The 19,884-nt window shown below is 72.0% G+C and carries 18 protein-coding genes and 2 pseudogenes; 11 read left to right on the top strand and 9 right to left on the bottom strand.

The features are described 5' to 3' along the window. Window positions 1-83: 83 nt before the first annotated feature. Both H8R17_RS12930 and H8R17_RS12925 read right to left on the bottom strand, forming a co-directional pair. Window positions 84-524 (bottom strand): DUF3017 domain-containing protein, encoded by a 441-nt coding sequence (locus H8R17_RS12930; protein ID WP_187823315.1) that lies wholly within the window; start codon window positions 522-524, stop codon window positions 84-86. 61 nt (window positions 525-585) lie between these two features. After that, window positions 586-1,440 (bottom strand): bifunctional methylenetetrahydrofolate dehydrogenase/methenyltetrahydrofolate cyclohydrolase, encoded by an 855-nt coding sequence (locus H8R17_RS12925; RefSeq protein WP_187823307.1) that lies wholly within the window; start codon window positions 1,438-1,440, stop codon window positions 586-588. A 263-nt stretch (window positions 1,441-1,703) separates the two neighbouring features. On the opposite strand from H8R17_RS12925, the gene H8R17_RS12920 reads away from it, so the two are divergent. The 6 genes and pseudogenes from H8R17_RS12920 (at window position 1,704) to H8R17_RS12900 (ending at window position 7,855) form a co-directional block, all read left to right on the top strand. Then, the gene (locus tag H8R17_RS12920; RefSeq protein ID WP_187823306.1) at window positions 1,704-2,294 is read left to right on the top strand and encodes a hypothetical protein; all 591 of its coding nucleotides are present in this window, start codon (window positions 1,704-1,706) and stop codon (window positions 2,292-2,294) included. Window positions 2,295-2,442: 148 nt separating this feature from the next. Next, a pseudogene (locus H8R17_RS12915) lies at window positions 2,443-3,208 on the top strand (FHA domain-containing protein). After that, the gene (locus tag H8R17_RS12910) at window positions 3,205-4,782 is read left to right on the top strand and encodes a protein kinase domain-containing protein (RefSeq protein ID WP_187823305.1); all 1,578 of its coding nucleotides are present in this window, start codon (window positions 3,205-3,207) and stop codon (window positions 4,780-4,782) included. Before H8R17_RS12915 ends, H8R17_RS12910 begins: the two are co-directional and overlap by 4 nt. An 84-nt stretch (window positions 4,783-4,866) precedes the next feature. Next, on the top strand, window positions 4,867-5,355 hold the full coding sequence (locus tag H8R17_RS12905; protein WP_223124955.1) for a hypothetical protein: 489 nt from the start codon (window positions 4,867-4,869) through the stop codon (window positions 5,353-5,355). 203 nt (window positions 5,356-5,558) lie between these two features. Next, window positions 5,559-6,299, top strand: coding sequence for an FHA domain-containing protein (locus H8R17_RS46630; protein WP_262505215.1), 741 nt, complete (start codon window positions 5,559-5,561; stop codon window positions 6,297-6,299). A 35-nt stretch (window positions 6,300-6,334) separates the two neighbouring features. Next, a complete protein-coding gene (locus H8R17_RS12900) occupies window positions 6,335-7,855 on the top strand; it encodes a serine/threonine-protein kinase (RefSeq protein WP_262505220.1) in 1,521 nt (506 codons plus the stop codon). Window positions 7,856-7,922: 67 nt separating this feature from the next. Here H8R17_RS12900 and H8R17_RS12895 read toward each other — a convergent pair whose 3' ends face one another. Beyond that, on the bottom strand, window positions 7,923-8,303 hold the full coding sequence (locus H8R17_RS12895; protein WP_187823303.1) for a peptidase inhibitor family I36 protein: 381 nt from the start codon (window positions 8,301-8,303) through the stop codon (window positions 7,923-7,925). Between the two features lie 145 nt (window positions 8,304-8,448). On the opposite strand from H8R17_RS12895, the gene H8R17_RS12890 reads away from it, so the two are divergent. Beyond that, window positions 8,449-8,826, top strand: a complete 378-nt coding sequence (locus H8R17_RS12890; RefSeq protein WP_187823302.1) for a peptidase inhibitor family I36 protein — start codon at window positions 8,449-8,451, stop codon at window positions 8,824-8,826. Window positions 8,827-8,830: 4 nt separating this feature from the next. Then, a complete protein-coding gene (locus H8R17_RS12885) occupies window positions 8,831-9,775 on the top strand; it encodes a hypothetical protein (RefSeq protein ID WP_187823301.1) in 945 nt (314 codons plus the stop codon). Here the strand turns inward: H8R17_RS12885 and H8R17_RS12880 are convergent. Both H8R17_RS12880 and H8R17_RS12875 read right to left on the bottom strand, forming a co-directional pair. Continuing rightward, complete coding sequence (locus H8R17_RS12880) at window positions 9,768-10,763, bottom strand: XRE family transcriptional regulator (RefSeq protein WP_187823300.1); 996 nt, start codon at window positions 10,761-10,763, stop codon at window positions 9,768-9,770. The two genes, H8R17_RS12885 and H8R17_RS12880, sit on opposite strands and share 8 nt — an antisense overlap. Next, complete coding sequence (locus H8R17_RS12875; protein ID WP_316959387.1) at window positions 10,760-11,278, bottom strand: peptidoglycan-binding domain-containing protein; 519 nt, start codon at window positions 11,276-11,278, stop codon at window positions 10,760-10,762. The genes H8R17_RS12880 and H8R17_RS12875 overlap by 4 nt, the downstream gene beginning before the upstream one ends. Window positions 11,279-12,054: 776 nt before the next feature. Between H8R17_RS12875 and H8R17_RS49190 the strand changes: the two are divergent. Further along, window positions 12,055-12,336: pseudogene (locus tag H8R17_RS49190) on the top strand (hypothetical protein); the annotation flags it as partial. A gap of 56 nt (window positions 12,337-12,392) precedes the next feature. Here the strand turns inward: H8R17_RS49190 and purH are convergent. Continuing rightward, window positions 12,393-13,955, bottom strand: coding sequence for a bifunctional phosphoribosylaminoimidazolecarboxamide formyltransferase/IMP cyclohydrolase (gene purH, locus H8R17_RS12870; RefSeq protein WP_187823299.1), 1,563 nt, complete (start codon window positions 13,953-13,955; stop codon window positions 12,393-12,395). Beyond that, the gene (purN, locus tag H8R17_RS12865) at window positions 13,952-14,590 is read right to left on the bottom strand and encodes a phosphoribosylglycinamide formyltransferase (RefSeq protein WP_187823298.1); all 639 of its coding nucleotides are present in this window, start codon (window positions 14,588-14,590) and stop codon (window positions 13,952-13,954) included. Before purN ends, purH begins: the two co-directional genes overlap by 4 nt. A 342-nt stretch (window positions 14,591-14,932) precedes the next feature. Here purN and H8R17_RS12860 point away from each other — a divergent pair, with 342 nt between their 5' ends. Then, a complete protein-coding gene (locus H8R17_RS12860; protein WP_187823297.1) occupies window positions 14,933-15,730 on the top strand; it encodes a hypothetical protein in 798 nt (265 codons plus the stop codon). A gap of 172 nt (window positions 15,731-15,902) precedes the next feature. On the opposite strand, the gene H8R17_RS12855 is transcribed toward H8R17_RS12860, so the two are convergent. Further along, window positions 15,903-17,594, bottom strand: a complete 1,692-nt coding sequence (locus H8R17_RS12855; RefSeq protein ID WP_187823296.1) for a DUF6350 family protein — start codon at window positions 17,592-17,594, stop codon at window positions 15,903-15,905. A 96-nt stretch (window positions 17,595-17,690) separates the two neighbouring features. Between H8R17_RS12855 and H8R17_RS12850 the strand changes: the two genes are divergently transcribed. Then, complete coding sequence (locus H8R17_RS12850; protein ID WP_187823295.1) at window positions 17,691-18,899, top strand: helix-turn-helix domain-containing protein; 1,209 nt, start codon at window positions 17,691-17,693, stop codon at window positions 18,897-18,899. 91 nt (window positions 18,900-18,990) lie between these two features. On the opposite strand, the gene sucD is transcribed toward H8R17_RS12850, so the two are convergent. After that, the gene (sucD, locus tag H8R17_RS12845) at window positions 18,991-19,875 is read right to left on the bottom strand and encodes a succinate--CoA ligase subunit alpha (protein WP_187823294.1); all 885 of its coding nucleotides are present in this window, start codon (window positions 19,873-19,875) and stop codon (window positions 18,991-18,993) included. Window positions 19,876-19,884: the final 9 nt, after the last annotated feature.

Below are 19,884 nucleotides of genomic sequence, written 5' to 3'. Positions count from 1 at the left end.
CAGCCCTGTCTGGCAAAGGGGAAGGAATCTGCCAGACACCAACCTCCCAACCAGACACACCGTAATTAAGCAGCGACACACCACTAGTTGCTCACCGTGAAGTGCAGGGTGTCCTTCAGGAACGGAATCTCCAGCAGCGGGTTCGGCTGCGCCATCAGCGCCAGCATGACGATCGACAGGCCCAGCACGCCGTACGTCACGATGTCGGTGAAGCGGGAGCGCACGGCGAGCATGCCGACGCCGGGCAGCACCCAGCGCAGCACGGCCCCGGCCAGCAGCGCGGCGCCGACCAGCAGCGTGCCGAGCCGGAACAGGTCGAACGCGGTCACGAGCAGACCGAGCCCCACCGTGCCCAGCACGGCGAGCATCGGCCACTGCCGGGCCGGTGCCGGTGCCTCGCCGGACGCGGCCCGGCCACCGCCCTCGGGCCGTGCCGTGTCCTTGGTGAACAGCGGGAAGCGGCGCGTCGTACGCCGTGGCCGCCCCTCGGCGTCGGGCGCGCTGACCGGGTCCCGGACCTCCATTTCCTCGGCGTTCTCGGCGTTCTCGGTGCTCTCGGCACTCTCGGCGCTGTGCGCGCTTCCGTCAGCGGACACTGCGCTCTGCCGCCTCGACCACGTTGACCAGCAGCTGCGCCCGGGTCATCGGGCCGACACCGCCGGGGTTCGGGGAGATCCAGCCGGCCACCCCGGCGACGTCCGGGTGCACATCGCCCACGATCTTGCCCTCGGCGCTGCGCGAGACGCCGACGTCGAGGACGGCCGCGCCCGGCTTGACGTCCTCGGCGCGGATCAGGTGGGCGGACCCGGCGGCGGCGACGATGATGTCCGCGCGCTTCAGGTGCGCCGACAGGTCGCGCGTGCCGGTGTGGCACTGGGTCACCGTGGCGTTCTCGCTGCGCCGGGTGAGCAGCAGCGGCATCGGCCGGCCGATGGTCACGCCGCGGCCGACGACCACGACCTCGGCGCCCTTGATCTCCACGCCGTAGCGGCGCAGGAGCGTGAGCACGCCGTTGGGGGTGCAGGGCAGCGGCGCCGGCTCGTTCAGGACCAGCCGGCCGAGGTTCATCGGGTGCAGGCCGTCGGCGTCCTTGTCCGGGTCCATCAGCTCCAGGATGCGGTTCTCGTCGATGCCCCTGGGGAGGGGCAGCTGGACGATGTAACCGGTGCAGGCCGGGTCCTCGTTGAGCTCGCGGACGACCGCCTCGATCTCCTCCTGCGTCGCCGTGCCGGGCAGTTCGCACTGGATGGAGGCGATGCCGACCTGGGCGCAGTCGCGATGCTTGCCGGCGACGTACTTCTGGCTGCCGGGGTCGTCCCCGACCAGGATCGTGCCGAGGCCGGGCGTGACGCCCTTCTCCTTCAGCGCCGCCACGCGGGCGGTCAGATCGGACTTGATCGCGGCTGCGGTGGCCTTGCCATCGAGAATCTGGGCGGTCATGACCCCATCCTCGCGGATGACCGGGCCTTGGTTCCAATCCAGGTGTCCCGGGGAACCCGACACCGCATATCCGCCCATGATCGCTGATGTTGCACTTGCACAACGCATAGGGAGTGCGGCTGGACAAGTAAGTCGGCCGTAAAGAACGATGAACTGCACAGTGCCGCGGGCAGTGCCGGGGGGACAGACCGCATCTGTAGAACTCTCCTCCTTACGGTGCCGCGCGTCGTCCCCGCACGAGAACCAACGGAGGAAAGAACCACATGAGTTTCGGCGACCCGAACAACCCCTATGGGGCCCCGCAGCAGGGCCAGCAGCAGCCGGGCGCTCCCGGCTACGGCTACCCGCAGCAGGGCCAGCCCCAGCAGCCCGGCGGCTACGGCTACCCGGCCGCCCCGCCCGTCCAGCAGTACGGCGGCCCCCCGGCCCCGACGAGCATGCCCGGCTCGGTCAGCGCCGCCCGTGTGATGCTCTGGGTCATCGTCGGCCTCCAGCTCATCGGCGTGGCCCTGTTCGCGGTCGGTGCCGCGAGTGTGAACGCCGCGAAGAGCGACGAGACGCTGCAGAACAACGTCAACTTCCAGCAGCTGGCCGACTACTCGGCGGGCATGATCTGGGCGATGGCCGTGTTCGCGCTGGCGTGGGGTGTGTTCGCGGCCGTGCTGGCGCTGAAGTTCAACTCCGGCCGCAACGGCATGCGGATCACCATCATGGTCTTCGCGATCATCACCGCGGTCCTCGGTATCTACCCGTTCGTCCTGGTGGGCCTCGTGTACACCGTGCTCGCCGTCCTGATCGCCGTGTTCGTCGGGAACTCCAACGGCAGCGCCTGGTTCAACCGCCCGCGCTACTGAACGCGCCTGGGCGCGAACCCGCCGGCTTCAGTGACCAGTTCGCGCCAAACACGTCACAGGGCCGTGTCTCACCCGAAAGAGGGGGACACGGCCCTGGCGCGTCGCCCTAGTCTGACGTGGGTAGCTGTCAGGCACGGGGAGACGCACCTTGTACAGCATCATCGTGGTACCTCCGCCGACCTCGGAGGACGAACAGCACCGACCCCAGATCCGGCTCGCGCCCGGCGAGCGGCTCAGCTTCGGCCGCTCCGCGAGCGACAACGCGCTGCACATCGCGCACGACGGTGTGTCCCGCCGGGCCGGTGAGATCACCGCCCAGGGCGCCTTCTGGGTACTGAGCAACCTCAGCCGGGAACAGACGTACGTCGTCGAGAACCCGGAGGGCGCCGGCGAGCACATCAAGGTCGGGCCGGGGCGGCTCGACGCACCCGTCCCGTTCGAGTTCTCCCGCATCGTGCTGCCCGCGGCCGGCGACCTGCTGCCACTGGAGGTGTGGGCGCCGCGCCACGACTACCTGCATCGGCGAGGACGGCAGCGACGGCGCCACCGGCGCCGCCGGGGCCACGACCGCGCCCGCCTTCTCCGTCGACCGCACCAAGCGGTACTTCGCCGTCCTGGCCGCCCTGTGCGAACCCCGGCTGCGCGGCGCGCCGCACGCCCCGCTGCCCACCGTCGACCAGGTGGTGCAGCGGCTGCGCCCCAACTGGCCGGCCGCGTCCCGGGCGTCGGTGCAGTGGAACATCGACTACCTGGCCGTGAAGCTGCGACTCAAGCCCGCCCCGGAGACCGCCGAGCCGGGCCCGCGCCTGAACGGCAAGAAGGAGTCCCTGGTCTCCCTGGCCCTGCGCTTCGACCTGGTCCGCGAGGACGACCTGGTGGTCCTCGCGGCCCCGTCGGGCCGGGCGGCCCGGTGACCGAGCCGTACGCCGTGCCGGTGCCCAAGGGCTACCGGGTGGGCGCGTGGGAGGTACGGGACCCGATCGCCACCGGTGCCTTCGGCAGCGTGTACGAGGGGCGGCGGACGGGCGACCGTGCCGACGTCCTCAAGGGCGGCGGTGCCGAGGACCTGCCCAGCACGGCCGCGCTGAAGTTCCTGCCGACCGGCACCGGCACCCCGCGCCAGCTGGCCCACCTGCGGGAACTGATCGACCGCGAGGTCGAGTTGCACCGCAGGCTCCGGCGCCCGCGGCTGATCCGCATGTACGAGAGCCGCACCGTCGACGACCCGGACCGGCCGGAGCTGGACGGCGCCACCGTCCTCGTCCTGGAGAAGGCCGAGGGCTCCCTGTCCGCCCTGCTCGCCGACACGCCCCGCCCCGCCGCGGGCCCCGCCCTGCTCGCGCAGATCTGCGAGGGCCTGGCCCAGTTGCACCGGGCGGGCTGGGTGCACGGCGACCTGAAACCCGCCAACGTGCTGCTGATGAAGGACGGCTCGGCACGGCTGGCCGACTTCAACATGGCCGCCGAACTGGAGGGCACCCACGCCTACACACCGGCCTTCTCCACCCCGGACTACACCCCGCCCGAACTCCTCTGGTCCGAGATCGGCGAACGCGGCCGCCGCATCCGCCCCTCGGCCGACGTCTGGGCCTTCGGCGTCCTCGCGCACCTCGTCCTCACCGACTCCTTCCCACTGCCCGGCGGCACCCCGGCGGCCCGCCGGGACGCGGCCGTCGCCTACGCCCGCGGCACCGACGAGCTGCGTCTGTCGCCGGAACTGCCCGGGGCCTGGCAGGAGATCGTGCGCTCCTGCCTGACCCGTACGCACGCGGACCGCGTCACCACCGAGGCCCTGCTGCGCCGGGTACATTCCGCCACCGGCACCGCACACCTGCTGCGCCTGCCCTTCCCGCGCCGCCGCTCCCGCCGTACGACGATCGTGTCGACGACTGCGGCCGCGCTCGCCGTCGCCGCGCTCGGCTACGGCGTCAGCACCTGGGCGGACAGCGGCGACGAGCAGAGCCCCGAGAGCACCAAGGTCACCTTCGCCCGGTACGGCGAGGACGAGCTCCGTACGGACAAGGGCATCCCGGCGGAGTACCGCCAGTTGATCGTCGACTCGGCGCACGACTGCGTGCAGCCGAAGGTCACGCCCGTACTCATCGCCGCGATGCTGAAGGTCGAGAGCGACTTCGACCCGGATCTGTCCGACCCGGGCGTGGGCGGCGAGGGCGAGTACGGCATCGCCCGCTGGACCCCGAGCGTGCTGCGCTGGTGGATCCGCGAGGACGGCGTCCCCGCCAAGGAGACCCCGCGGCCGCCGCTGACTCCCGCCGAATCGATCCCCGCCATGGGCCGCTACCTCTGCTTCATCGAACCGCGCCTGGAGGACGGGCTGTCCGGCGACCGCCGCGTGCTGATCGCCGCCGCCTACCGGACGTCGTACAGGAAGGTGAACGAAGCGGGCGGGGTTCCCCCGAAGTACCGCGACTACGCCGCCCGCCTCGCGCACTACCTCAAGGTGTACACGCCCGCGGAAGAGAAGTGACCCTGAGACATCCGAGGTACCGAACAGCGGGCGCGGTTGGGACTGTTGGTGCACACCGCTTCGGCGGTACGACCACCGAGGTTCATGGGGGAATCCACAGTGAACATCATCAAGCCCGCTGCACTGCTCGTCGCGGCCACCGCCATGGTCGCCGGCTCCACGGTCGCGGCCACCGCCGCCACCGACCCGGACGGCACCCGGGTGACCAGCCTCCAGACTGCCGCCGACCAGGTCCTGCGCGGTGACTACAAGCCCGTCAAGGTCACCGCCAACGCGGTCGACTACGGCGGTCTGAAGGTCACCGACGCCCCGAAGGGCAAGCTCGGCGCCCAGGACCTGGCCTGCGGCTACGGCCACCTCTGCATGATCGTCAAGGGCACCAAGTTCGACTTCTACAAGTGCCAGACCTGGAACGTGCACAACTGGACCGGCGACGGCCCGTTCACCAACAACCAGACGCCGGGCACGGTCGCGAAGTTCTTCAACCAGAACGGCAGCGTCCGCTGGACGTCGACGGCGTACCAGGCGGGCACGGCGACCTGGGACCCGATCTGGTCCCTGCGCCCGTGCTGACCTGACCCGATACCGGCCGACCACGGCCTCCGGTCCCCTCGGGGGAGAACCGGAGGCCGCTTCGGCATGTCGCCCTCCGTACGCCAACCCGCCGAGGCGGCCGAAAGCTTCGAGCCCGCGCACTCGTCTCCTTTACCCTTCTTTTGACCTGTTATCGCACGGGGGAGGGTGGCCCTCAATGAACTGGGGGAGGGGGACGACCCATGTACAGCGTGATTGTCGTGCCACCGTCTTGCGGTCGGCCGGACGGCCAGCTCAGGATCGCCACGGGTGAGAGGCTCGCCTTCGGCCGGTCCCGGACAGGCGGCGGCCTGACCATCGCACACGAAGGGGTGCCCCGGATCGCCGGGGAGATCATCGCCCACCGGACCTACTGGCTGCTGAGCAACCTCAGCGAGGCCCAGACCTACGTCGTGGAGAACCCGGAGGGCGCCGGGGAACACGTCAAGGTCGCGCCGGGGCGGGTGGAGGCGCCCGTCCCGTTCGAGTTCTCGCGCGTGGTGCTGCCCGCGGCGGGGGACCTGCTCACCTTCGACGTATGGGCGCCACGGCACGCCTTCCGCACCGCGGCCCGCCGCGGACTGCCGGGAGCGGTCACAGCACCGGCCTTCGCCCTGGACGGCACCAAGCGGTACTTCGCGGTCCTGGTCGCGCTGTGCGAGTCCCGGCTGCGCGGCGCACCGCACGCCCCGCTGCCGGCGGTGGAGGAGCTGGTGGAGCGGCTGCGGCCGACCTGGCCCACGGTCAGCCGGTCCGCCGTCTACTGGAACATCGACTACCTCGCGCTCAAGCTGCGGCTACGGCCCGGCCCGGACACGGCGGAGCCCGGTCGGCGCGTGCACGGCAAGAAGGAGTCACTGGTCTCGCTGGCGCTCCGCTTCGATCTGGTCCGCGAGGACGACCTCGTGGTGCTCGCGGCGGCGGCGAGCGGGGCGGCGCGGTGAGCGGGCGGTCGTACGAGGAGGCCGGATACGAAGGGCTGGACGGGTTCGGCGCGTACAAGGGGTCCGAGACGTACGCGGTTCCGGTGCCGAAGGGCTACCGGGTGGGCCCGTGGGAGGTGCGGAAGCCGCTTGCGTCGGGGGCGTTCGCGACGGTGTACGCGGCGCGGCGTGCCGCCCGGGACGAGCGGGACGGCCTGCCTCGCGAGGCGGCGCTGAAGTTCCTGCCCACCGGCACGCGCACCCCGCGTCAGCTGCGCCACCTGCGCGAACTGGCCGAGCGCGAGGTCGAGGTGCTGCGGCGGCTGCGCGTCCCGCGCCTGATCCGGATGTACGACACCCTCACCGTCGACGACCCGGACCACCCGGAGCTGGACGGCGCCACGGTGATCGTCCTGGAGCGGGCCGAGAGATCCCTGGACGCCGTACTGGACAGCACCCCGGCGCCCTCCGACGGCCCCGCCCTGCTCGCGCAGATCTGCGAGGGCCTGCGCCAGCTGCACCGGGCGGGCTGGGTGCACGCCGACCTGAAACCGGCCAACGTCCTGCTGATGAAGGACGGTTCGATACGGCTGGCCGACTTCAACATGGCCGCCGAACTGGAGGGCACCCACGCCTACGCCCCCGGCTTCGCCACGCCCGACTACACCCCACCCGAACTCCTCTGGCCCGAGATCGACGAGCGGGGCACACTGATCCGCCCGTCCACCGACATCTGGGCCTTCGGCGTGCTGGCTCACGTGGTCCTCGCCGGAACGTTCCCGTTGCCCGGCGGCACATCGGAGGCCCGCACCGACGCGACACTGCGCTACGCCCGAGGGGCCGAGGAACTACGCCTCTCCCCCGGACTCCCGCCGGCCTGGCGGGAGATCGTCCTCGCCTGCCTGACACCGGCAAGCACCGACCGGATCACCGGCGAGGCCCTGCTCCGCCGGGTCGAACGGGCCGCGGGCAGCCCTCGCTCACCCCGCATCCCCCGCCTGCGCACGCGCCGTCCCCGCCCACGCTCCTTCCGGCACCGGCACCCGTTCCTCACGGCGGCCCTGGCGGCAACGCTGCTGGCGACGACGGCACTGTCGATCGCGGCGTACCGCCACGTCACCACGGACGACGGCACCCCGGTGTTCGCAGCCCTGCCCCGCGACCAGGCCTTCCCCACCGGGCCCGACGGTCAGGTGGTCTACGGCTATCACCGCTGCCCGCGCAACAGCGTCTGCTTCTTCAGCGAGCGCAACGGCAACGGTGACATGTGCAGCTGGCAGGACAAGGACCCCGACTGGCAGACGGGCAGCGCGACATGCCCCTGGACCGCCACCGCCCCCGTCCGCTCCGTCTTCAACAACATCGACGACCGCCGCCGGAGCCGTGCCGTCGCCTACTACCGCGGCACCGGCTACACCCCCGCCGACGCGGACCGCCGCCGCATGGCCCAGCGCACCGGCTGCACGTCCGTGAACAGCATGGGCAACCTGGCCGGCACCTACGCCCCACGCTCACACAAACTGATCGACAGCTGCTCGTCCTTCACGGCGGTGATGGGATTCCTCACGCCGTGGTGACAGGCAGAGCGGGACCCGCGGTCCACCACCCTGGACCGCGGGCCCCGCTCGTGGCCCCGACGTAACGTCACGGGCAGTCGCCCCACCGGACGGAAGCGATCTCGTCCCCGACGGGGCTGTTCGGTTCGATGCGGGGGACGGCGGTGTGACCCGCCAGCACCACCCGGTCACCCGCATAGTTCGGCTTGGCGTAGATCACAGCGGTGCAGGGACTGTTGTTGTAGAGCGACCTGATGTCCTCGACCGGGTACAGGGTGAGATCCGGCTGGTTCCCGAAGATCTGGACCGGGTTACCGCGGAAGTTGTACTGGGTGTAGAGGCACAGCGCACCGGCGGAGCAGTCGGTGATGCCGGCATGTGCGGGAGTCCCGCTCGCGGCGACTCCGAACGAGGCGACCAGGGCGGCGCCGAGGGCCGCGGATATCTTCGCGCGAACTGTACGTAACACGTCGAGTCCCTCCGTCAGACCGTTCCGCTCACCTTCCTGCGGGAAGCAGCCTGACGGAACCTGAAACTTTCCAGGTTCCCCTCCTCCCGCAGCTCCCCCAGAGTGATGCAACAGCCGCAAGTGGCTTACAACGGGAGGACATCATATGATCCGGCACAAGATCGCAACGGCATTCGGTGCGGCAGCGCTCGCAGGACTGGGCATCGCCGCCACCGCCACCCCGGCGAACGCCTCGTACGCTCAGTGTGACTCCGGAGCGCTGTGCGCCTACCTCGGGGACGGCGGCGCGGGGAGCCCGGGCCAGGTCTTCGGGGACAACCGCGACCTGCTCCAGTACAACAAGTTCAACAACGCCGAATCGGTCTACAACAACGGCAAATCCTGCAACGTCCGCATCTACGACGAGCCGAACTACAGGGGCGACTCCTTCGTCCTCTCGCGCGGATTCCGCATCGGCAACCTGGATGCGTTCCGCAGCGGTGACTTCGCCGACGACCTCGCCTCCAACAACTGGTGCGTGTGACCCCATGCGCAAACTGCTGTGGCTGACCGCCGCAGCGCTTCTCGCGGCCGGGTGCTCCTCGGCATCCGGCCGCGAGGCCGCGGCGGAGAACGTGCCCGACCCCCGGCCCCTCGGCGGCGCCCTCCACTTCACCGCAGCCGAGTCCGCCGCGCTGCACCGGGCCGAGGAGCAGGGGGTGAAGAGGTGCATGGAGAGCCGGGGGCTCGACTACAGCGTGGTGCCGGGCGGCGATGCCCGGCGGACGGCGACGGCGAGCCCGTACGGCCTGCTGACGCGCGGCCGGGCGGCGCAGGACGGCTACGGACTGACCGTACAGCGGTTGAAGAAGCCACCCGCCGATCCGAACGCCCAGCGGGTGTCCGCGCTGTCCGAGCGTGCTCGCCGCGCGTGGGACGAAGCACTCAAGGGGGCGCCGGACGGACCGCGTGAGGAGATCGCGCTGAAGGACGGGCCGACCGTGTCGGTGCCGACCGACTCCTGTGTGGCTGTCGCGCGCCGGGCGCTGTACGGCGCGTCCTGGGAGCGCAGTTACTACACGTTGCAGCACGTCAGCAACGCGATCGTGCGGGACACACTCGATCACGCCCTCGTACGGGCGGCAGAGCGGAAATGGGCCGCGTGCATGCGGGACGAAGGGTTCCGGTACCGGCACCGCGAGGACCCGCTCAAGGCGCTGCGGCAGCGGCTCGACTCCGCCGGGTCGGACACGGCCGCCCTCCGCGCCGCCGGGAAGGAAGAGCTGCGGATCGCCGTACGGGACGCCGCGTGCCAGGCCGAGGCCGGTCTCGCCGAGCAGGTCCTCCGGGCGCAGAAGGAGGTCGAGAAGGCGTTGCCGCGAGCCCGCACCGCCGTGCTGAAGGACCTCCGTACGGCGCGGCAGGCCGCGTTGTCGCGCGCGGCACGTGAAACGCCCGTCAGCAACCTGGCCGACAAGGGGCGGACTACATGAACGACGGCGGCAGGGCCGGGGCCCGCAGCGGCTGAACCGTCGCTCGGTCCGGCGTCCAGTCCGGCGTCGCCGTGAAGCAGTGGCGTTCGCCCTGGCGTACCAGGCACGCCCGTACGCGGTTCAGTACGGCGTCGGGTGCGTGCGCCATGGGGGTCGACAGCGAGCCCATCGCGTCGAAGCGGTCCTTGACCCGGGCTCGTTGGACCTCGGTCCCCGGTACGGCGATCTCGACGTGGTCGCCGACCGTACCCCGGTCGATGCGGGCCCACACCGTGGTGCACACCGCGGAGAAGCGCACCTTGACCATCGTGCCGTCCAGGCGTTGTTCGCCGAGGGAGGTGGGGGGCTGCGCGGCCGTGGAGCATTCCTGGTCCTCGGCGTCCTTGCCGGTGCATGCGGCGCCCTGACAGCCGGGGATCGGGGCGGAGAGGTCCGCCGCGGCTGTGCGGTTTCCGGCCGGACCGCCGCCGTCGCCGCCGCCCGCGCGGGACAGCACGATCAGTGTCCCCGCGGCGAGGAGGGCCACGCCACCGAGGATCGCGGCGTGGAGGCGGGAGACGCGGGGGCGGGGCCTCGGCGGTTCCTCGGCGGGCGGGACCGGGACTGTCGTCGGCGGTGTCGTCGTAGGCGGTGTTGTCGCGGACGGCCTGGTGTTCGGTCTCGTATCCGGTGCCGTCCGCTTCCGCTTCTCCGGTCGTCCCGTACGGCCGCTCCATGCCGTCTCCGCCAGGGCCCACAGGGCCAGCGGGCGCTGGGGGTCCGTCCCGGCCAGTGTGCAGAGGTGTTCCACGGCCCGGCGGGGCGGCAGGGTGCGGCCGTTGAGGTACCGCTCCCACGACGACTTGCTGTACGGCGTCCTGGCGGCGAGCGCGGCCAGGCTCAGCCCCATACCGGCGCGCAGCTCGCGCAGCGTCGCGGCGAGCCGGGCGCACTCCGGGGGCACGTCCCGCGCGCCGCCAGACGGCCGGGCGCCCTGGTCGTCGCTCATGCGCGCAGCGCCTTCCAGGTGTCGGGGCCGACGATCCCGTCCACCGCTATGCGCGCCCGGTTCTGGAGCCGCCGTACCGCCCGTTCCGTGTTGCTGCCGAAGGCGCCGTCGACGACGCCCGGCGCGATGCCGTGGTGCTCCAGCAGGCACTGGATCTCCACCACCGTCCAGCGGGAGGCGTCCCGCTGGACCATCTCCGAGCGCGTACGGCTGTAGCCCGCGTAGAGCAGGCCGTCCTCGTCGTCCCGCGCGACCTCGCACTCGTACGTCGTGCCCGCCCTGTAGGCGAACGTCCCCAGGCTGGGGTGGACGGCACCGGCGTGCGGCTTCCGGTCGACGGCGGCGGTCGTGGTCGCGTTCTCCCAGGGGGCGAGGACCATGAGTCCGGCCAGCATCACCAGGGACGTGGTGACGGAGGAGAGCAGGATGGCGAGCCAGGGGATGGGCGGGCGGGAGGGGACGGCCCTGCGCACGGTCTCCTCGGCGGCCACCTCCGGGTTCAGGCCCGGTTCCACGCCCGGATCCGTGTCCGGGTCCGGTTCCGTAGTCGCTGCCGTGGCCGTCTCCTTGGGTGCCTCCGCCGCCAGTTCCCGCAGCGCGAGCAGCGGCGCGGCCTCCGTGTCGCAGGCCCGCGCGAGCGCCTCGACGGCCTCCTCCGGCGGCAGCGCGCGGCCGTTGAGGTAGCGGTCCCAGGAGGACTTGCCGAACCCCCGTCCGCGATGCGAGCGCCGTGATACTCAGCCCGCAATGGTCCTTGTGCTCGCGCAACTGCACGACGAGCTGTCCGAGCCGTGGGTCGAGCGACTCGGGCAGTTCCTTCCAGCGGGACATGGTCCACCCCCACGTATGTCCGAAAAGCCTCGGAAAGAATGCCAGACCAAGGTGACGTGACCACGCCGTCCGCCCGCTCTCCCCACATCCCACACACTGGGTCCGATGTCCCGCCCCCACCCCGCGCGGGACGACATCACCGCAGGTCAGAGTCGACCTCGTCCCATGATCACCCCATCTCGCCGGCCGCGGTGGCGCAGGGGCCGGGGCACGGCACATCGTGGCTGGGACACGGAGGGCGGCGCGGTCCACCCCCGCACCGCCTTCCGTGCCGGGCGCAGTTCCAGCTGCCGGGCGATGGTCAGGGCGAGTCCGCCCGCCGCGGCCCTTCCTCGCACCGCTCCGCGACCCTGGAACCTTCCAGGTACCGCTCGCCCGCCCGCCCCTCCTGGGACGGTAGCCTCTCGTCAACTGGCGGGACACACCAGCGCGTTGTGGAGCAAGTGAAGTCGGGGGACTCATGACAGACCAGCGACCCGGTACGCCGGACACACCGGCGGCCGGGCACGCGGCGTTGCAGCAGGCGGGGGCGACGCCGCTGGAGCCCGGGGATCCGCCCCGGATCGGGCCGTACGTGCCGCTCGGGCGGCTCGGCAGCGGCGGCATGGGGCGGGTCTGTCTGGCGCTGGCCACCGACGGCGGGGCGCAGCCTGCCGACGGTGCCGGCAGCAGGACGCCTGCCGTAACCGGGGACGGCGTGGGGCTGGCCGCGGTGAAGGTTCGACGGCGACGTGGGGCCCAACACGTGGGCGGCGCTACGCGGTACCACGTAGCGCCGCCCACGGCGAGAAGCACGGCTCAGTGGAAGAAGTGCCGCGTCCCGGTGAAGTACATCGTGACGCCCGCCTTCTTCGCGGCCTCCACTGCGAGCTCGTCACGGATGGAGCCGCCCGGCTGGACGATGGCCTTCACACCGGCGTTGATCAGGATCTCCGGGCCGTCCGGGAACGGGAAGAACGCGTCCGAGGCCGCGTAGGAGCCCCGGGAGCGCTCCTCACCCGCTCGCTCGACGGCGAGCCTGCAGGAGTCGACGCGGTTGACCTGGCCCATGCCCACGCCGACGGAGGCGCCGTCCTTGGCGAGCAGGATCGCGTTGGACTTCACCGCGCGGCACGCCTTCCAGGCGAACGCCAGCTCCTTCAGCTCGGCCTCGCTCAGCGGCTCGCCGCTGGCCAGCGTCCAGTTGGCCGGGTCGTCGCCCTCGGCCTGGAGCCGGTCGGCGACCTGGAGCAGGGCGCCGCCGTCGATCGGCTTGACCTCGACCGGGTGGGCGGGGCCGTCGGAGCAGCGCAGCACGCGGATGTTCTTCTTCTTGGTGAGGGCCTCCAGCGCACCGTCCTCGTAGTCGGGCGCGACGATGACCTCGGTGAAGATCTCGGCGACCTGCTCGGCCATCGCCTTGCTGACCGGCCGGTTGACGGCGATCACGCCGCCGTACGCGGAGGCCGGGTCGCAGGCGTGCGCCTTGCGGTGCGCCTCGGCAAGGTCCGCGCCGATCGCGATACCGCACGGGTTGGCGTGCTTGATGATGGCGACGCAGGGCTCGGCGTGGTCGTACGCGGCACGGCGGGCGGCGTCCGTGTCCGTGTAGTTGTTGTACGACATCTCCTTGCCGTGCAACTGCTCGGCCGCCGCGAGGCCGCCCTCGCCGGAGGTGTACAGGGCGGCGGGCTGGTGCGGGTTCTCGCCGTAGCGCAGGGTGTGCGCGCGCTCCAGGGTGGCGCCGAGGAAGTCGGGGAACTGCGACTCGTCGGCCGGGGCGTAGGCGGAGGCGAACCAGGAGGCGACGGCGACGTCGTACTCCGCCGTGTGCCGGAAGGCCTCGGCGGCCAGGCGCTTGCGTGCGGCGAGGTCGAAGCCGCCCTCCCTGACCGCCTGGAGGACGTCGCCGTACCGGGCCGGGCTGGTGACCACGGCGACCGACGGGTGGTTCTTGGCGGCGGCGCGCACCATGGACGGGCCGCCGATGTCGATCTGCTCGACGCACTCGTCGGGGCTCGCGCCGGAGGCGACGGTCTCGCGGAAGGGGTAGAGGTTGGACACGAGCAGGTCGAACGGCTCGGTCCCCAGCTCCTGCAGCTGCCGGCGGTGGTCCTCCAGGCGCAGGTCGGCGAGGATGCCCGCGTGGATCTTCGGGTGCAGGGTCTTGACGCGGCCGTCCAGGCACTCGGGGAAGCCGGTGAGGTCCTCGACCTTGGTGACGGGGACGCCGGCGGCGGCGATGCGGGCGGCGGTGGAACCGGTGGAGACGAGTTCGACACCGGCCTCGTGCAGCCCGCGCGCCAGCTCTTCCAGCCCGGTCTTGTCGTAGACGCTGACGAGCGCCCGGCGAATCGGCCGCTTGTTGCTCTCGGCGGTCACTGGATAACTACCTTTCGTCCCTCAATGCGATAGCCGTTGCGGGCGAGCCGCCCCACGACCTCGACGAGCAGCCTTCGCTCGACTTCCTTGATGCGCTCGTGCAGAGCGCTCTCGTCGTCCTCGTCCCGGACCTCCACCACGCCCTGCGCGATGATCGGGCCGGTGTCGACGCCGTCGTCGACGAAGTGGACGGTGCAGCCGGTGACCTTGGCGCCGTACGCGAGCGCGTCCCGTACACCGTGGGCTCCCGGAAAACTGGGCAGGAGGGCGGGGTGCGTGTTGACGAACCGCCCGCCGAAGCGCGCGAGGAACTCCTTGCCGACGATCTTCATGAACCCGGCGGAGACGACGAGGTCGGGCTCGAAGGCGGCGACGGCCTCGGCGAGGGCGGCATCCCACTCCGCACGCGTCCCGTGGTCCTTGACCCGGCACACGAAGGTCAGCAGCCCGGCGCGCTCGGCCCGCGCTAGCCCCTCGATGCCGGTGCGGTCGGCGCCGACGGCCACGACCTCGGCGCCGTAGGCCTCCGGGCCGGTCCCGGCGATCTCGTCGAGCAGCGCCTGGAGATTGGTGCCGGATCCGGAGACCAGCACGACGAGGCGCTTGGGGCGCTCGGCCACGGGCTTGGCGGCCACAGTGGGGCCCTTTCTGGGGAAAGCGTCTGTTCACGGCCGGCCGGCGGCGCGGGCTCGCTCTGTACCTTCATACGAATGCTTCACGCCCCCGAATACGGGGAAGCCTACGAAGCGGCCGACCGTCAGCAACGATACCGGCACACCGGGCGGCCCCCACGGGACGGGGGCGTGGCCGGAAGGTAGCGTCTTGGAGGAGCTGGTTCGGGAACGCGTTCTGGGCACGATGCGTTCACATGATGACGGACCCGGGCACGCACCGTTTCGGAACGCGCCAGCTCAGTCGTACTCAGGTCGCACCGACCACGACACGCCAGGACTCACCAAGGGGAAGACGCTCACTTGATGCCGGACCGCAGCCTGCGACTCCTCACGCTCCCCCCGCAGCCGATGCAGGGAGGGGAGCGCAGCGGCGTGTTGCTGCGGGAGCGCCCCGCCTCGCCGCCCGACGCGTCCTCGGGCAAGAAGGACGCGTCCTCGGGCAAGAAGACCGACGAGCGGAGCGGGGCGGCCCAGGAGGACAACCCGTTCGCGCCGCCGCCGGAGGGCTCGCCGGACCGGCCCTGGCAGCCGCGGCGCCCGGCAGGCGACGACGACGAGTCGCAGTCGGACGAGGGTCGCTCCCCGTGGGGCCGGGGCTGGAGCGACCGCCAGCCCGGCCGCTCCTCCGGCGGCTTCGGCGAGCGCCCCGGCGGTACGCCCGAGGGCCCGGGCGGCACGCAGCCTAGCGGCGGACTGCGCTGGGACCCGACGGACCCCGCCCAGCGCCGCGCCCGTTACGCCCTGCTCTCCGGCATGTGGGCCTTCTTCTTCGCCCTCTTCAGCTGGCCGTACGTCGCGCTCCTGCTCGGCGCCCTCTCGCTCTACTGGGGCATCAGCGCCCTCCGCGCCAAGCCCCGCGCCGCCGCCGACCCCGACGCCCCCGCGCAGGACACCCCCGGCCGCCCCCAGACCACAGCCGCGGTGAGCGGCCTGGTCACCGCCTCCCTGGCCATCGCCCTGGTCGCCGCGACCTTCACCGCCCAGCTGGTCTACAGCGACTACTACACCTGCACCAACGACGCCCTCACCAACGAGGCCAAGCAGTCCTGCACCGACCTTCTGCCGAAGGAACTGCGGGGGTTGCTGGGCACGGACAGCTGAGGCCGGCGGCCACTTCTCCACGCAGGCCGGCAATCTCAGCCCGTCCGGCGTTTGCGGACGAGGCCGTTCAGGCCGACGCGGGGATCCGGGGGCGGCAGCCCCCGGGGACGGCACGGGTAGGGGCGGCGGGGGCGAGAGCACCCCGACGGCAACCGCAGCGGCCGGCGTCTGATCAGAGCGTGTTCGGTGTGTCCGCTGGCTCCGCCGACTCCGCCGCCGTGGACGCCTGCGTCAGCGCGTCCCACCGCGCCCGGCGGGTCGCATCGTCATCCCAACGCGCCCCGGACGCCGGCTCCGTCGGACCGTCGGAGGAGGGCAGCAAGTCATACGGCGACAACGTGGCATCGTCGCGGTCGACAACGCCGTACGGGGTGTCGTCGTCGTAGGCCCGCAGTACCGGTGCGTACCCCCCTGCACTCGCCGCCTCCGCAGGCTCCGGCACCACAGGCCGCTCCGCCCCTTCCCTCCCCTCGGCCCCCTTCCCACGCGCCCGCCACCGCACCCCGCGAAACCGCCGCCGCTCCTCCGAGCCACCACTCCCCGCGGCCTCTCCCCCGTCCGCCGACTTCCCCCGGCACCGCCACCCCCGCACCCCCACCGCCACAGGAACCGCCACCACCCCGACCCACACGGCCACCGCTCCCCCCACCTGCCACCACACCGGCCCGAACCGCGCCAGCGCCCCACCCCCGAGCGGCCCGCCGGCCAACCCCGCGAACCCCGCAAGCAAACCCGCGCACACCCCCGCCGCCGCCCCCGCAGCCCCAGCAGTCCGCCGCCACGACCGCGCCCCCACGCCCTCACCGCCCACCACCTCGGCCGCCCGCCCCACAAACCACCCCACCACCACGCCACCCATCACCGGCACCACCCCGACCACCCAGTTCACCGGCCCCCCGACCCCCGCCTCCGGCACCGCCGCCAGCAGCGGAAACGGCGGCAACAGCGGAGCGGGATCCGCCGCCAAGGGCCCCACCACATGCCCCGCCCCGAGCGCAAACCCCGGCCCCACCGCATACGCCACCGCCCACACCGCCGCGTTCGGCACGAGCACCGCACACAGCAGCAGCACGGCAAACCGCCCCGACCACGCCTCCGTCAGCTGCAGAAACGACCCCCGCGCCACCTCGCCGTGCCACACCAGCGACACCGCCACCAGCAACGCCCCACCCCCGACCAGCACCGTCGCCCCGGCCGCCGCGGCCCGCGCCGCAACACCGAGCCGCCCACCGGGACACAGAAGCAGCCGCCGTACGCCCACCGGCAGCACCCGACGCAGCACCCGCTCCACCGGCCGCCCCGGACACCCGTACGCCGACCACACCCCCGACCCCGCCGCCACCACGGCGACCAACGGCACACACACCCCGGCTCCCACCCACGAGGGCCGCAGCTCACCCCCCGCGGCATACAGCACGGCAGGCGCACCGACCGCGAGATACCCGAGCACGACCCCCGCCCACGCCGTCCGCGCGGGCAGCAGCGGCGCCCCCTCCTCTCGTCCCTCCGTCGCATCCCGCGCCGCCCGGTGCACCAGCCACACCGGCAGCGCGAGCAGCAGCAGCGGCGTGACGCCCACCGGCGCGGAGACACCGGAGAGCGTGTCGGTGCGGACCAGTTCGGCACCGTGCGCCAGCACCCACAGGGCCGCGGCGATGTGCAGCGCACCTCCGGGCCCGCTGTCGGGGTACGGCGAGCTGATCCACAGCACCATCACGAGCACGGCGAGCGCCCCCAGCCCGAGGCCCGCCGCGAACACGCCGCCCAGGAGGCCGTCGGCCAGCCCGGGCGAACGGCCGCGCATGCGGGTGAGCAGGGGCGACAGCGACGGTCGGCGAGCGGTCATCTCGATCACGCCCGCCATGCTCCCAACGACACGCGCTTTCCCCTCGTAACAGGCGAACGCACGCCGTGTCGCTCAATATACGTTTATGTTCTTTTTCGCACGGAGGGGCGCCCTGTGACGCAGAGCCCTGCAAGCCCGCTCCCCCCGCCCAAGGAGCGCCGACGTCTGCGCGAGGCCGGTGCGCTGACACAGGCTCAGCTCGCGGCGCGGGTCGGCGTCAGCCGTGAGACCGTACGCGCGTGGGAGACCGGCCGCACCACTCCGCGCGGCCGCACACGGGAGGCGTACGCGAAGGTGCTGACCACCCTCTCCGAAAAGGGAAAAGTGACGGCCGCTCAGAGGCGGTCCCAGGAGCCGCCTCAGAAGCCGTCACCCGAAGCGAAACCCACGGTGCCCCTTGAGAAGCGCCGGCCCCGCAGCCGCCGCCCGACGCTCTCGGCCCCGCAGCCCTCGGCCCCCTCACCCGATCCGTCACCCGACCGGCAGACCCCCCAGACCCCCCAGACCCCCCTGACTCCCCAGACCCCGCTGACCCCCGCTCAGGCCTTCGACGCCCTGTACGCGTTCTGCGCCCCGGCCCTCGTCCGCCAGGCGTACCTGCTGACCGGCCGGCGCGAGCTGGCGCGGGAGTCGGTCGAGCGGGCCTTCCAACTCGCCTGGCACCGCTGGCCGGAGGTGGCCCGCGACCGGGACCCGGCGGGCTGGGTACGGGCGGCGGCGTACGAGTACGCCCTCTCCCCCTGGCACCGCCTCCGCCCCCGCCACCGGCACCCCGAACCACCGCCCCCCGACGCCGCCGACCGGGCCCTGCTCGGCGTACTCCTACAGCTCCCGCCGTCACACCGCCGCACGCTCCTGCTGTACGACGGAGTCGGCCTCGACCTGCCGGAGACGGCGGCGGAGTCGGAGGCGAGCACGGCGGCGACCGCGCACCGCCTCCTGCACGCGCGCGAGGAGATCGCCGCGCGTCTGCCGGAACTGTCGGACCCGGAGTCCCTGCACCGCCGCCTCAACGAACTGGCCTCCACCGAGCGCCTGCGCGCCGCCAAACCACCGACGGTACGCCTGGGCAGCGAACGCCGAGCCCAGTACTGGACCCGCGCCGCCATCGCCTTCACCATCGCCCTGATCGCCACGACAGCACTCACCCTGCACACGGCCCCCACGCACTACGAACCACCGGTCCCACCGGGAGCGACGGTGAGCGGGGTGCCGCCCAGGGTGGCACCGGGCCCGCTGTCGCAGACCGACCTGGAACTGCGCACGAAGCTGCGCGAACACGTGCAACACGGCCCGGACAGGCTGACGCCAGAGCCCGGATAGCCGCGGACAGCCAGGCCGCCGGCGAGCGAAACGCCGGCAGGCCCGCCCCCGCACCGGGGAACGGGCCTGCCAACCTTCAGCGCAACCGGCCTCAGCCGGCCAGAATCTCCCGCGCCAGCTTCGCAGTCTCCGTCGGCGTCTTGCCGACCTTCACGCCCGCAGCCTCCAGCGCCTCCTTCTTCGCCTGGGCGGTACCAGACGAACCGGAGACGATGGCACCGGCGTGCCCCATGGTCTTGCCCTCCGGCGCGGTGAAGCCCGCGACGTAGCCGACGACCGGCTTGGTCACGTTCTCCTTGATGAACGCCGCGGCCCGCTCCTCCGCGTCGCCGCCGATCTCGCCGATCATGACGATCAGGTCGGTCTCGGGGTCGTCCTGGAACGCCTTCAGCGCGTCGATGTGCGTCGTACCGATGATCGGGTCACCGCCGATACCGACACACGTCGAGAAGCCGATGTCCCGCAGCTCGTACATCATCTGGTACGTCAGCGTGCCGGACTTCGAGACCAGCCCGATCCGGCCCGGCTTGGTGATGTCGGCCGGGATGATGCCGGCGTTGGACTGACCCGGGGTGATCAGACCGGGGCAGTTCGGGCCGATGATGCGGGTCTTGTTGCCCTTCTTGCCCGCGTACGCCCAGAAGGACGCCGAGTCGTGCACCGCGATGCCCTCGGTGATCACGACCGCGAGCGGAATCTCGGCGTCGATGGCCTCGACGACCGCGCTCTTGGTGAACTTCTCCGGCACGAAGATGACCGTGACGTCGGCACCGGTCTTCTCGATGGCGTCCTTGACGGAGCCGAAGACGGGTACCTCGGTGCCGTCGAACTCGACGGTCTGACCCGCCTTGCGGGGGTTCACGCCGCCCACGATGTTCGTGCCGGAGGCCAGCATGCGCCGGGTGTGCTTCTGGCCCTCGGAGCCGGTCATGCCCTGGACGATGACCTTGGATTCCTTGGTGAGGAAGATAGCCATGGTGTTGTG

It is taken from the genome of Streptomyces sp. TRM68367 (assembly GCF_014495685.1).
In the GTDB taxonomy this organism is placed as follows: domain Bacteria; phylum Actinomycetota; class Actinomycetes; order Streptomycetales; family Streptomycetaceae; genus Streptomyces.
This window is presented reverse-complemented; position numbering and strand designations above follow the sequence as displayed.

Excerpts from the sequence above, each read along its gene's own strand:
- H8R17_RS12930 (WP_187823315.1), bottom strand. The coding sequence starts at position 524 with ATGGAGGTCCGGGACCCGGTCAGCGCGCCCGACGCCGAGGGGCGGCCA.
- H8R17_RS12925 (WP_187823307.1), bottom strand. The coding sequence starts at position 1,440 with ATGACCGCCCAGATTCTCGATGGCAAGGCCACCGCAGCCGCGATCAAG.
- H8R17_RS12920 (WP_187823306.1), top strand. The coding sequence starts at position 1,704 with ATGAGTTTCGGCGACCCGAACAACCCCTATGGGGCCCCGCAGCAGGGC.
- H8R17_RS12905 (WP_223124955.1), top strand. The coding sequence starts at position 4,867 with ATGGGGGAATCCACAGTGAACATCATCAAGCCCGCTGCACTGCTCGTC.
- H8R17_RS46630 (WP_262505215.1), top strand. The coding sequence starts at position 5,559 with ATGTACAGCGTGATTGTCGTGCCACCGTCTTGCGGTCGGCCGGACGGC.
- H8R17_RS12890 (WP_187823302.1), top strand. The coding sequence starts at position 8,449 with ATGATCCGGCACAAGATCGCAACGGCATTCGGTGCGGCAGCGCTCGCA.
- H8R17_RS12885 (WP_187823301.1), top strand. The coding sequence starts at position 8,831 with ATGCGCAAACTGCTGTGGCTGACCGCCGCAGCGCTTCTCGCGGCCGGG.
- H8R17_RS12880 (WP_187823300.1), bottom strand. The coding sequence starts at position 10,763 with ATGAGCGACGACCAGGGCGCCCGGCCGTCTGGCGGCGCGCGGGACGTG.
- H8R17_RS12860 (WP_187823297.1), top strand. The coding sequence starts at position 14,933 with ATGCCGGACCGCAGCCTGCGACTCCTCACGCTCCCCCCGCAGCCGATG.
- H8R17_RS12855 (WP_187823296.1), bottom strand. The coding sequence starts at position 17,594 with ATGGCGGGCGTGATCGAGATGACCGCTCGCCGACCGTCGCTGTCGCCC.
- sucD (WP_187823294.1), bottom strand. The coding sequence starts at position 19,875 with ATGGCTATCTTCCTCACCAAGGAATCCAAGGTCATCGTCCAGGGCATG.